Origin of the sequence: Trujillonella humicola (genome assembly GCF_046233715.1) — a bacterium.
GTDB classification, from domain to species: domain Bacteria; phylum Actinomycetota; class Actinomycetes; order Mycobacteriales; family Geodermatophilaceae; genus Trujillonella; species Trujillonella humicola.
Window position 1 is genome coordinate 1 of record NZ_JBJNRJ010000089.1, and the last position, 12665, is coordinate 12665.

The window sequence follows — 12665 nt, forward strand, 5'->3', positions numbered from 1 at the left end:
GGGGTGGGCCGGGGGGCCGGGGGTGGCCACGTGGCGGGGGGATCGGGGAGGTTGCGGCCGGCACCCCCCGGCCAACGTCCCGAACTCCCCGGCATCGTGACCGTCCACAGCCGACGCGGCCGTCCACCGGCCGCCGCAGGACGCCGTGGGGGGCCGCCTCGCCCACGACGCTCGGCCCGTGGAACCCCAGCCCTCCGAGCTCGTCCTGCGCCGCACCGCTCTCGCCGAGGGGTGGTCGGACGACGAACTCGAGAGGCGACTGCGCCGCGGTGAGCTGACGCGCCTGCGGCCCGGCGCCTACGCCCCGCCTCAAGGTCCGGACCAGGCCACGCTGCGGCACCGCCAGCTGGTCACCGCCACACTCGCCGCGCTGCGCCGGCCCGCGGTGGTGAGCCACCAGTCCGCCGCCGTCGTCCACGGCCTGCCGTTGTGGGGCGCCCCGCTGGACCGGGTGCACGTGACCCGGCGACCGCCGGCGTCCGGCGAGATCGGGCGGCACCTGCACTGCCACGTCGCACGGCTGCCGGACGAGGACGTGACCGCTGCAGGCGGCGTGGCCGTCACCACCCGCGTGCGGACCGCGCTGGACCTGGCCCGCACGCTGCCGTTCGAGCCGGCGGTGGCGATGCTGGACCGCTGGCTGTTCCTGCGCCTGATCACCGCGGGAGAGCTCGCCGACGGGGTGGCCGATCTGGGGCGGCTGCCCGGCGCCCGCGTCGCGCTGCGTGCCGTGCGGTTCGCCGACGGCCGCAGCGAGAGCGTGGGGGAGAGCCGCAGCCGGGTGCTGCTGCACCGGCTGGGCCTGATGCCGTCGACACTGCAGCTCCCGATCGCCGACGCCATGGGCAACCCCCTGGGCCGCGTCGACTTCGCCTGGGAGGACGCCCGGGTGATCGGCGAGTTCGACGGGCGGGTCAAGTACGGCCGGCTCCTCCGCCCGGGGCAGGACCCGGGGGACGCCGTCTTCGACGAGAAGATCCGGGAGGACGCCATCCGAGACCGGGACCTCGGCGTCGTCCGCTGGATCTGGCGGGAGCTCACGCCCCAGGCGCTGGGCCCGCGGGTGTCCCGCGCGCTCGAGCGGGGCCGCCGCCGGCCGGTCTGAACGCCCGCGTTGCCGGGGACTTCCGGACGTCGCCGGCGGGATCTCCCCGGCAACGTCCGGACTCCACCGGCAGCGTGAGGCGGACCAGCGTGAGGCGGACCGGCGGACCGGGGCTCAGGTGGCCGGCGACGTGGCGCCAGGGGTGAGCTGGTGGCGCCCCCCGACCAGGGCCGGCGCGGCTACTCGAAGGAGTGCTCGGGGCCGGGGAAGGTGCCGCCGCGGACGTCGTCGGCGTACTCCCGCGCCGCCCGCATCAGCTCGGCCCGCAGATCGGCGTACTTCTTCACGAAGCGCGGCACCCGCCCGCCGGTGAAGCCGGCCATGTCGGGCCACACCAGCACCTGCGCGTCGGTGTCCGGGCCGGCGCCGATCCCGATCGTCGGGATCCGCAGTTCCTTGCTCACCTCGCCGGCGATCGCCGCGGGCACCATCTCCAGGACGACGGCGAACGCCCCGGCCTCCTCCACCGCGCGCGCGTCGGCGCGCAGCCGGTCGGCCCCCGCGCCGCGGCCCTGCACCCGGAACCCGCCGAGGGCGTGCTCGCTCTGCGGGGTGAACCCGATGTGCGCCATGACCGGGATGCCGGCCTCGGTCAGCGCCCTGATCTGCGCGGCCACCCGCACCCCGCCCTCGAGCTTGACCGCCTGCGCCCCGCCCTCCTTCATCAGCCGGAACGCGTTCTCCAGCGCCTGCTGCGGCCCGGCCTCGTAGCTGCCGAAGGGCATGTCCGCGACCACGAGCACCCGCGTCGTCGACCGGGTCACCGCCTTGGTCAGCAGCAGGATGTCCTCGACGGTCACCGGCACGGTCGAGGTGTGCCCGAGGACGACGTTGCCGGCCGAGTCGCCGACCAGCAGCACCGGGATGCCGGCCTCCTCGAACACCGACGCGCTGACCGTGTCGTAGGCGGTGAGCATCGCCCACTTCTCGCCGCGCTCCTTGGCCTGCAGCAGGTGGTGCACCCGCACCCGCGCCGTCGACGTCCCCCCGTACAGCGGCGACTCGCTCATGCCTGTGCTCCCTCGCGGACGGTCGGCAGGGTCTCCCGCCAGCGGTTGGTGACGGGCAGCCGGCGGTCCCGGCCGAACGCCTTCAGGCTGATCTTGGTGCCGGGGGCGGACTGGCGGCGCTTGAACTCCGCGCCGTCGACCAGCCGCAGCACCCGCGCGACCACCTCGGGGTCGTGCCCGCGCTCGAGCAGCTCGGCCATGCCGAGGTCGCGGTCGACGTAGTCGGCGACCACCGCGTCGAGCTCCTCGTAGGACGGCAGCGAGTCTGTGTCGACCTGCCCGGGCGCGAGCTCGGCCGACGGCGGCTTGTCGATCGAGTTCTGCGGGATCGGCTCGGTCTCGCCGCGCTCCCGGGCCCACGCGTTGCGCCAGCGGGCCAGCTCCCAGACCAGCGTCTTCGGGACGTCCTTGATGGGTGCGAAGCCGCCGGCCGAGTCGCCGTACAGCGTCGAGTAGCCGACGGCGACCTCGCTCTTGTTGCCCGTGGTCAGCAGCAGGTGACCGTGCTGGTTGGACAGCGCCATGAGCAGCGTTCCCCGCACCCGCGCCTGCAGGTTCTCCGCGGCGAGCCCCGACAGCTCCACGGACGACTCGTAGGCGTCGACCATCGGCGCGATCGGCACGACCGAGTAGTGCAGCCCCAGCCGTTTCGCCAGGTCCTCGGCGTCGGCCAGGGAGTGCTCGCTGGACCACCTCGAGGGCAGCCCCACGCCGTGCACCCGGTCGGCGCCCAGGGCGTCGACGGCCAGCGCGGCGCAGACCGCCGAGTCGATCCCGCCCGACAGCCCCAGCACCACCGAGGGCATGCCGTTCTTGTCGATGAAGTCCCGCAGCCCGAGGACCAGCGCCCGCCAGACCTCCTCGCAGTCGGACAGCGGGTCGGCGACCACCCCCGGCGCGGGCTCGAACGGCGGCACCGGCTCGGCAGAGACCACGTGCCGGGTGACCGTCATGGGCCCGATCCGGCCCTCCCGGCGCCCGGGTACCGACGCCGGGTCGATCGCCAGGTCCACGGTCGTCAGGTGCTCGACGAACTGCGGCGCGCGGGCCAGCAGCGTGCCGTCGGCGGCGACCACCATGGAGTCCCCGTCGAACACCAGCTCGTCCTGGCCGCCGACCTGGTTGCAGTACACGATCGTGGCCCGAGCCTCGGCCGCCCGGCGGCGGACCAGCGGCAGCCGCAGGTCGTCCTTGGCCCGCTCGTAGGGGGAGGCGTTGGGGGAGAGGACGACGTCCACCCCCGCCTGCCCGGCGACCCCGCACGGGCCGCCCTCGACCCACAGGTCCTCGCAGATGGTCAGCGCGACGTCCACCCCGTGCAGCCGGACCACCGGCAGCTCGGTGCCGGGCACGAAGTAGCGCGCCTCGTCGAAGACGCCGTAGTTGGGCAGGTGCCGCTTGTAGTAGCGGACGACGACCTCGCCACCGTGCAGCAGCGCGGCCGCGTTGCGCGGTGCGCCGCGGCGCGGGTTGGCGTCCGAGGGCCGGTCGTCGTCGGTCGGCGGCTCGTCGACCGGCGCCGGTCCGCTGCCCTCGGTGTGCGCGAGGTAGCCCACCACCACGGCGGTGTCCCCGAGACCGCGCTCGGCGAGCCGGGCGGCCAGCTCGACCAGCGCCCGCTCGCTGGCCCGGGCGAACGACTCGCGCAGCACCAGGTCCTCGGGCGGGTAGCCGGTGAGCGTCATCTCGGGGAAGACGACGACGTGCGCGCCGGCGTCCGCGGCCCGCGCGGTCCAGTCCACGACCGACCCGGCGTTCCCGGTGACGTCCCCGACACGGGTGTCCACCTGGGCGAGGGCCACTCTGAGCTGCAGCAGTTCTCCCACGCGCCCATCCAACTCCGCGCCCTCCGGCCCGGCCAGGCGGGTCCCGGGGGCGGTCCGGCGCGCACGCGCCCCGACACGCGCGCGGCGCCCCCGTGTGCGCCGCGGCCGGACCGGGCAGGCTGGGGGTGCCGACACCCCACGGCAGTTCACATCACAGCAACGAGCGGACTGGATCATGGCCAGCATGGACCGACAGCAGGAGTTCGTCCTGCGGACCCTCGAGGAACGCGACATCCGCTTCGTGCGGCTGTGGTTCACCGACGTCTCGGGCTACCTCAAGGCGGTGGCGGTGGCCCCGGCCGAGATCGAGGCGGCCTTCGCCGAGGGCATCGGCTTCGACGGCTCGGCGATCGAGGGCTTCGCGCGGGTCTACGAGTCCGACATGCTCGCCAAGCCCGACCCGGGCACCTTCCAGGTGATGCCCGCCCGCGCCGGCCTCGCCAGCGACACCGCGCGGATGTTCTGCGACATCACGCTGCCCGACGGCTCCCCGTCGTGGGCCGACCCCCGGCACGTGCTGCGCCGCGCGCTGGGCAAGGCCGCCGACATGGGCTTCACCTTCTACACCCACCCCGAGGTGGAGTTCTTCCTGCTGGAGGACCTGCCGACCGACGGCAGCCCGCCGCGGCCCGCCGACGCCGGCGGCTACTTCGACCTGTCGACGCACAACGTCGCGCACGACTTCCGCCGGGAGGCCGTCTTCGCCCTGGAGGCCATGGGCATCTCGGTGGAGTTCAGCCACCACGAGGTCGCGCCCGGCCAGCAGGAGATCGACCTGCGCTACGCCGACGCCCTGTCGATGGCCGACAACATCATGACGCTGCGGCACGTCGTCCGGGAGGTCGCGCTCGGGCAGGGCGTGCACGCCACCTTCATGCCCAAGCCGTTCACCGACCTGGCCGGCTCGGCGATGCACACCCACCTGTCGCTGTTCGAGGGCGACCGCAACGCCTTCCACGACCCGGCCGACCCGATGAAGCTGTCCACGACCGGCAAGCAGTTCATCGCCGGCCTGCTCACCCACGCCCGCGAGGTCACCGCCGTGACCAACCAGACCGTCAACTCCTACCGGCGGCTGCTCGCCGGCACCGAGGCGCCGACGGCCGCGACCTGGGGGCGGGCCAACCGGTCGGCGATGGTGCGGCTGCCCAGCTACAAGCCCAGCAAGGCGCAGTCGGCGCGGGTGGAGGTCCGGACGCCGGACTCCGCCTGCAACCCCTACCTCACCTTCGCCGTGCTGCTGGCCGCCGGGCTGCGCGGGATCGAGAAGGGCTACGAGCTGCCGCCCGAGGCCGAGGACGACGTCTGGTCGCTCACCGACACCGAGCGGCGGGCGGCCGGGTACGAGGACCTGCCGGTGTCGCTGGGCGAGGCGCTGACGGCGATGCAGGGCAGCGAGCTGGTCGCCGAGACCCTGGGCGAGCACGTCTTCCAGTTCTTCCTGCGCAACAAGTGGGAGGAGTTCAACTCCTACCGGCAGAACGTCACGCCGTTCGAGCTCAAGCGGTACCTGCCCGGCCTCTGAGCGCCGGCCGGCGGCACCGGGGGGAGAGTTTCCGCCGGTCCCGCGCGGCCGGGCGTGTGCCAGGCTCCGCGGGCCCGGCGAGGTGCAGGAGGGCGGGTGGCGATCGATCGCGGGGTCTCCGCGCGGCGGACGGATGCGGTGCTGCTCGCGGGGCTGCTGCTCGTCGTGGCGCAGACGGTCGTGCGCGCCGTCGTCGTCGTCCCCTCCTACTACTCGCAGGACGACTTCCACCACCGGTACCTGGCCCGCGAGCTGGGCCTGTCCGCGGAGTACCTCGTCCGCGACCACAACGGGCACCTGGAGATCGGTCTCAACCTCGTCGTCTGGCTGATCGGCCGGGATGCCGGGCTGTCGTTCCTGCCCGCCGCGCTGAGCCTGCTGATCCTCCAGTTGGTCGCCTCCCTGCTGCTCCTGGCGGTGCTCCGGCAGGTCGCCGGCCCGTCCCCGTGGCTGCTGGTCCCGTTCGCCGGCTACCTGTTCACCCCGCTGGCCCTGCCGGTCGCCACGTGGTGGGCGGCCGGGCTGGAGGCGCTGCCGCTGCAGATCGCGCTGCTCGCCGCGGTGCAGGGCCTGCTCCGGGCGCTGCGGGGCGGCTCCCGCTGGTGGACCGTGGCCGCCGTCGCCGGGCACGCGCTCGGGCTGCTGTTCTACGAGAAGGCGCTGCTGGTCCTGCCCACGCTGGTGGCCGTGCTGCTGCTGGTGGAGTGGGCGGACGAACCGCTCGGCCGCCGGTTGCGGCTGCTGGTCCGGAGCCGGCCGCTGCTGCCGCACCTGCTCCTCACGGCGGCCTACGTCCCGCTGTACCTGTCGGTCGTCGACTCCACGGCGTCGCTGGACGTCGACCCCGGACGGGCGCTGTCGGCGGCCGGGGAGACCGTCTCCCGGCTGCTGCTGCCCGGGGTGCTCGGCGGCCCCTGGACCGGTGGGGCGGAGAACACGGTGTTCCCCGACGTGGGGCCGGTGCGGGCCCTGCTCGCGGGCCTGGTGGTGCTCGCGGTCGTCGGGGTGAGCGTCCGGCTGCGCGGCGCCCGGGCGGTGCAGGCGTGGGTGCTGGTGTGCGGCTACGTGGCGGTGGACCTCGCGCTGGTGCAGCTCGGACGCGCGGACTTCCTGGACCTGGTCGTCCGCGACCCGAGGTACCTGACCGACGCCCTGCCGGTCATCGCGATCGGGACCTGCGCGGCGTTCGCCCGCCCGCCCGCCGAGCGGCGGACCACGCCGGACGCGTCCGCGCCCCGTGCGCCGGTCGGATCGGCGGCCCGGTCGGCGGCCGGGCCCCTGGCCGCGGTCGCGGCGCTGGTGGCCAGCTCCCTGTTCTCGACCGCGCTCCTGGCCGAGGACGTGCAGCACCGGGACTCGCGGGCCTACGTCGAGGCCGTGCTCGCCGGGATCGACGGCGACCCGGCCGTGTCCGTCCTGAACACCGAGCTGCCGTTCGGGATCAACCTCTTCGCCGAGCCCGCCGACGTGCGGGGGCTGCTGCGGACCCTCGGCGAGGAGCGCGAGTTCGACCGGCCGGGCACGGAGCTGCGCATGTTCGACGGCGAGGGGCGGCTGTGGCCGGTGCTGCTGCTCGCCCCCCGGCTGCAGGTGTCCGGCCCGGTGCCGGGCTGCGGCTGGCCGATGGACGAGGGCTGGCAGCCGCTGGGGGATCTGCCGGCCGGCCCGGAGCTCGCGGTGCTGCAGGTCGACTACCGCAGCGGCGAGGAGGGGACGCTGCACGTGTCCGTGGGGGGCGACCGGCAGCAGCTCGAGCTGCCGCCGGGCTCCCGGCGGGCGAGCTTCGTGGTCACGGGCCGGGAGGGGCCGGTCCAGGCGCGCGTGACCGGGGCGGCGCCAGGCGCGGTGTGCGTCGAGGGCGCGACCGTCGGGGCACCGTGGCCCGACGGCGCGGCATGAGCCGGGAGGCGGGTTCCGGGGCGGGTCACGGGCCCGGCCGCGGCTAACCTCGACGCGTGCCCGACCGCCCCGCGCGCCTGCTCGTCGTCGTCCCCAGCCCGACCGACCCGCCGGCCCGGCTGGGGGAGTGGCTGCGCGACGCCGGCCTCGAGCTCGACGAGCGGTCGGTGCGCGAGGGCGACGAGCTGCCCGCCGACCTGACCGGGTACGACGGCCTGCTGGTGATGGGCGGCCCGCAGTCGTCGCTGGACGACGAGGAGACCTCGCCCGAGCTGGTCGGCGTCCGGCACCTGCTGGGTCAGGCGGTGGCGGCCGACCTGCCCGTGCTCGGCGTCTGCCTGGGGGCGCAGCTGCTCGCGATGGCCGGCGGCGGTCGGGTCCGCGTCGGTGTCGAGGGGCCGGAGGTGGGGGCCACGCTGGTCGCCCGGCGCGACGTGGCCGGGCACGACCCGCTGTTCGGGCCGCTGCCGCTGTCGCCGGACGTCGTCCAGTGGCACCACGACGAGATCAGCGAGCTGCCGGCCGGGGCGGTCCTGCTGGCCAGCAGCCCGCAGTACCCGCACCAGGCGTTCCGGGTCGGACGGCACGGCTACGGCCTGCAGTTCCACGTCGAGACGACCCCGCAGATGGTGCGCGCCTGGGCCGACAGCGACCCGACCGGGGTGGCCGCGTCCCCGTACGGCCCGGCCGAGCACGAGGCCCGGGCCGCCGCGGCCGCCGACGACCTCGCCGCGGTGTGGGCGCCGTTCGCCGCACGCTTCGCCGGGCTGGTCCGGTCGGTCGCGCAGGCCCGCGCGTGACGGCGGCCCGGGAGATCCCGCGACCGGCCGTCGTCCGGCTGGTCCGGTTCGGCTTCCAGGACGGGGAGAAGGCCGCCGAGCTGCTCTCCGACCCCGCCCTGGGGCTGTGGGACCTCGAGCGCAACGAGCCGGCCGACCCCGAGGCCGGCTCGGTGGTGTCGGCGCTGGCCCGCGCCGGGGACCCCGACCTGGCGCTGTTCGCGCTGCGCCGGCTGGTCGAGTCGCTGGACCGCGACGACCCGTCCGGCGGCGCCGCGGCCACCCTGCTCGCCCGGTTGCGGGGCTCGGCGCAGCTGCGCGGCCGGCTGCTGGCGGTGCTGGGGGCCAGCTCCGGTCTGGCCGACCACCTGGCCGCCCACCCCGGCGACTGGACCGAGGTGGACGACGAGGACGACGGCGCGACCCGGCCCAGCCGGCCCGGTCTGCAGCGGCAGATGCTCGCCGCGGTCGGCGCGGACCCCGACGACCCGCCGTGGGGTGTGCGGCTGGGGCGCGGCGCCCCCGACGCGGACCCGCAGCGGGTCGCCGCCCTCCGGCTGGCCTACCGGCGCGCCATCCTGTCCCTGGCCGGGCGCGACCTCGGCGACGGGCTGGGCGCCGAGGAGGTCGCGGCCGAGCTCGCCGACATCGCCGCGGCGGTCCTCACCGCGGGGCTGGCCGTCGCCGTCGCCGAGCAGCCGGACTCGGCCGCTCCCTGCCGGCTGGCGGTCGTCGCCCTGGGCAAGACCGGCGGCCGCGAGCTCAACTACGTCAGCGACGTCGACGTGGTCTTCGTGGCCGAGCCGGTCGATCCCGCCGACGCCGAGGCACCCGCCCTCAGCAGCGCCACCCGCGTCGCCGCGGCCCTGATGCGCGTGTGCCGCGAGGCGGCGTGGGAGGTCGACGCCGCCCTGCGCCCCGAGGGCAAGGCGGGGGCGCTGGTCCGCACGCTGAACGGGCACGCGTCGTACTACCGGCAGTGGGCGCACACCTGGGAGTTCCAGGCGCTGCTGAAGATGCGGCCGGTGGCCGGGGACCCCGACCTGGGCCGGGCCTACGTCGAGGAGCTGTGGCCTCGGGTGTGGGAGGCCGGCGACCGCCCCGGCTTCGTCGCCGAGGTCCAGGCCATGCGCCGGCGGGTGGAGGCGAACATCCCCGCCGGGCACGCCGACCGGGAGCTCAAGCTGGGCCGCGGCGGGCTGCGCGACGTCGAGTTCGCCGTGCAGCTGCTGCAGCTGGTGCACGGCCGCGCCGACGCGTCGCTGAGGGTCGGTGGCACGCTGCCGGCGTTGCGCGCGCTGTCGGCCGGCGGCTACGTCGGCCGCGACGACGCGGCCACGCTGATCGCCTCCTACCGCTTCCTGCGCACCGTCGAGCACCGGCTGCAGCTGCTCCGGTTGCGCCGGACCCACCTGCTGCCCACCGACGAGCAGCAGCTGCGGTGGCTGGCCCGCTCGCTGGGCTACAAGCCCGACCACCGCGGCGACGCGGTCGCGGTGCTCGACGCCGAGCTGGCGCTGCACACCCGCGAGGTGCGCCGGCTGCACGAGAAGCTCTTCTACCGCCCGCTGCTCTCGGCGGTGGCCAAGGTGCCGGCCGAGGCGGCGAAGCTGGGCACGAAGGCGGCCGGCGACTGGCTGCGCGCGCTCGGCTTCGCCGACCCCGAGGGGGCGCTGCGGCACATGGGGGCGCTGACCGGCGGGGTCTCCCGGTCGGCGTCGATGCAGAAGTACCTGCTCCCGGTGGTGCTGCAGACGCTGGCGTCCTGCCCGGACCCCGACGCGGGGCTGCTGGCCTACCGCCAGGTCAGCGAGGCGCTGGGCGGCAACCAGTGGTTCCTGCGGCTGCTGCGCGACGAGGGGCAGGTGGCCGAGCGGCTGGCCCTGCTGCTGGGGTCGAGCCAGTACGTCGCGCAGCTGCTCACCCGGGCGCCCGAGGCCCTGAAGCTGCTGGCCGACGACACCCAGCTCGAGCCGCGGACGGCCGCCGCGCTGACGGCGGCCTGGCGGCAGGCGGCGGCACGGGCACCCGACGCCGAGGCCGGCGTCCGGGTGCTGCGGGGGCTGCGCCGCCAGGAGCTGCTGCGGGTGTCGTCGGCCGACCTCCTCGGCCGCCTCGACGTCGTCGCGGTCGGGAGGGCGCTGACCGACGTCGCCGTCGCCACGCTGCGGGTCGGGCTGGAGCTGGCCGTCCGCGCCCACGCCGCATCGGCCGGTGTCGCGCCGCAGGACGTGCCGGTGGACCTGGCCGTCATCGGCATGGGCCGGCTCGGCGGCGGGGAGATGGGCTACGGATCGGACGCCGACGTCCTCTTCGTGTCCCGGGCCCGGCCGGGAGCCGACGAGTCGGCAGCTGCGGCGGCGGCCAACACCGTCGCCCACACGCTGCGCAGGCTGCTGGGCGAGCCGGCGCCGGACCCGGCCTTCGAGGTGGACGCCGACCTGCGACCCGAGGGGCGCCAGGGCGCGCTCGTCCGCAGCCTGTCGGCGTTCCGCGAGTACTACCAGCGGTGGGTGTCGGTCTGGGAGGTCCAGGCGCTGCTGCGGGCGACGCCGGTCGCCGGGGACGAGGCGCTGGGCGCGGCCTTCGTCGAGATGGTGGAGCCGATCCGCTACCCGGCCGCGGGCCTGACCCCCGAGCAGGTCGCCGAGGTCCGCCGGATCAAGGCCCGGGTCGAGCGCGAGCGGCTGCCCCGCGGGGCCGACCCCGCCACCCACACGAAGCTGGGCCGCGGCGGCCTGGCCGACGTCGAGTGGACGGTGCAGCTGCTGCAGTTGCAGCACGCGGCCGACGACGCCCGGCTGCGGGTCACCTCCACCGTCGAGGCCCTGGACGCGCTGGTCGCCGGCGACCACCTGGACGCCGAGCAGGCCGGGGCGCTGCGGGCGGCCTGGGAGCTGGCCTCGCTGGCCCGCAACGCCGTCTTCCTGGTCCGCGGGCGGCCCAGCGACCAGCTGCCCCGGCCAGGGGTGGAGCTGGCGGGGGTCGCGCGGGCCAGCGGCGCCGGGCCGGAGGTCGACCCCGGCCAGTTCCTCGACGACTACCGGCGCACCACCCGGCACGCCCGCACGGTGGTCGAGCAGGTCTTCTACGGGCAGCCGCCCTCCGGCACCTGAGCCCGGGCCGGAGGTCCCTGGCGGCGCGCCGGGCGCCGGCGGCGACCATGGCCAGCGTCCGCAGCGCCGCCGCGAACGGAGCGGCTCGGGGGGCGCCTGTGGCCGTCCTGGAGGAGTTCCGTGTCCCCCGTTCTCGCTCGCTCGCTCGCCGCCGAGTTCCTGGGCACCGCGCTGCTGGTGTTCATCGCGGTGGGTTCCGCCGTGGCCGGCATCGACGCCCTCGGACCGACCGGCGTCGCCTTCGCCTTCGGCCTGACCCTGCTCGCGCTGGCGTACGCGATCGGACCGATCTCCGGCTGCCACATCAACCCCGCGGTGACCCTCGCCGTCCTGCTGTCGGGCGGGATGGCCGCCCGGGACGCCGTCGGCTACTGGATCGCGCAGTTCGCCGGCGGCATCGCCGGCGCTGCGCTGCTGCAGCTCCTGACCAGCGACTTCGGCGAGGTCACCGACCAGACCGGTGCCCTGGGCAGCAACAACTGGGGCGAGGGCATCAGCATGGGTGGGGCCTTCGTGCTCGAGGTCGTGCTGACGTTCGCCTTCGTCCTGGTCATCCTGCTGGTCACGGGCAAGGCCGCCACGCCCGGGTTCGCCGGCCTGGCGATCGGGCTCGCGCTCACCGCCGTCCACCTGATCGGCATCCAGCTCGACGGCACGTCGGTGAACCCGGCCCGCTCGCTCGGTCCCGCCCTGTTCGCCGGCGGCGAGTCCCTCGAGCACGTCTGGCTGTTCATCGTGGCGCCGCTGATCGGCGGCGCCGTGGCGGTCGCCGGGGCGCGGCTGCTGGAGGTGGCACCGTTCGACGAGCAGCCGGCCGCCCGGCCGGGCGAGCCCGTCGACCGCACCGGCGCGGACGTGCCGGGCGAGCCGGTCGACCGCACCGGCGCCGCCCCGCCGCCCGCGCCGCGCAGCGGGCAACCGCTGCCGTCGGACCGGTCCGGCGCCGGGGACGCGTAGCGGCGTCGACGCCGCCGGGGGAGGGTGGTGGGGTGACGCATGCCCAGCCCGACCCCCCGGCGGCGGACGACGCGCCGTCCGCCGGGCACGGGGCGACCATCACGCCCTACCGCGACGGCCCGCTGATCGTGCGCGGCGACTTCCGCCTGGTCGACCCCGACGGGGTGGAGATCGACCCCGGCCGGGACACCGTCGCCCTCTGCCGCTGCGGAAAGTCCGGCATCAAGCCCTTCTGCGACGGCACCCACAAGCGGTCGGGGTTCTCCGCGCCCAGCGCGCCGAGCCGGCCGCGCCCGGCCGCGCAGCTGGTCCGCGAGCCGCCTGCGGACCGGCCGGAGGCCTCGCCGTCCTCCTAGGCCCTGTTTGATAAGTCGCGGAGATAGATGTTGATGTTGGTGATCTCGACGGTGGCGTCGTAGCGGACGGCGAGCTTGTCGTACCGGGTGGC

At 75.8% G+C, this 12665-nt stretch carries 9 protein-coding genes; 7 read left to right on the forward strand and 2 right to left on the reverse strand.

All coding sequences use genetic code 11. The features are described from left to right. The first annotated feature begins 178 nt into the window (after positions 1 to 178). Positions 179 to 1105, forward strand: coding sequence for a type IV toxin-antitoxin system AbiEi family antitoxin domain-containing protein (locus ACK586_RS24560; RefSeq protein WP_409333154.1), 927 nt, complete (start codon positions 179 to 181; stop codon positions 1103 to 1105). 179 nt (positions 1106 to 1284) lie between these two features. Here ACK586_RS24560 and panB read toward each other — a convergent pair whose 3' ends face one another. Further along, on the reverse strand, positions 1285 to 2115 hold the full coding sequence (panB, locus tag ACK586_RS24565) for a 3-methyl-2-oxobutanoate hydroxymethyltransferase (protein ID WP_409333155.1): 831 nt from the start codon (positions 2113 to 2115) through the stop codon (positions 1285 to 1287). Next, positions 2112 to 3941 (reverse strand): NAD+ synthase, encoded by a 1830-nt coding sequence (locus ACK586_RS24570; protein WP_409333156.1) that lies wholly within the window; start codon positions 3939 to 3941, stop codon positions 2112 to 2114. The genes panB and ACK586_RS24570 overlap by 4 nt, the downstream gene beginning before the upstream one ends. Before the next feature lie 184 nt (positions 3942 to 4125). Between ACK586_RS24570 and ACK586_RS24575 the strand changes: the two genes are divergently transcribed. From ACK586_RS24575 to ACK586_RS24600, 6 genes are all read left to right on the forward strand, one after another. Further along, on the forward strand, positions 4126 to 5466 hold the full coding sequence (locus ACK586_RS24575) for a glutamine synthetase family protein (RefSeq protein ID WP_409333157.1): 1341 nt from the start codon (positions 4126 to 4128) through the stop codon (positions 5464 to 5466). A gap of 96 nt (positions 5467 to 5562) precedes the next feature. Then, on the forward strand, positions 5563 to 7365 hold the full coding sequence (locus ACK586_RS24580) for a hypothetical protein (protein WP_409333158.1): 1803 nt from the start codon (positions 5563 to 5565) through the stop codon (positions 7363 to 7365). Between the two features lie 56 nt (positions 7366 to 7421). Further along, on the forward strand, positions 7422 to 8165 hold the full coding sequence (locus ACK586_RS24585; RefSeq protein WP_409333159.1) for a type 1 glutamine amidotransferase: 744 nt from the start codon (positions 7422 to 7424) through the stop codon (positions 8163 to 8165). Then, complete coding sequence (locus ACK586_RS24590; protein ID WP_409333160.1) at positions 8162 to 11260, forward strand: bifunctional [glutamine synthetase] adenylyltransferase/[glutamine synthetase]-adenylyl-L-tyrosine phosphorylase; 3099 nt, start codon at positions 8162 to 8164, stop codon at positions 11258 to 11260. Before ACK586_RS24585 ends, ACK586_RS24590 begins: the two co-directional genes overlap by 4 nt. Positions 11261 to 11380: 120 nt before the next feature. Then, on the forward strand, positions 11381 to 12217 hold the full coding sequence (locus tag ACK586_RS24595; protein ID WP_409333161.1) for an aquaporin: 837 nt from the start codon (positions 11381 to 11383) through the stop codon (positions 12215 to 12217). Positions 12218 to 12249: 32 nt separating this feature from the next. Beyond that, a complete protein-coding gene (locus ACK586_RS24600; protein ID WP_409333162.1) occupies positions 12250 to 12573 on the forward strand; it encodes a CDGSH iron-sulfur domain-containing protein in 324 nt (107 codons plus the stop codon). Positions 12574 to 12665 lie beyond the last annotated feature (92 nt).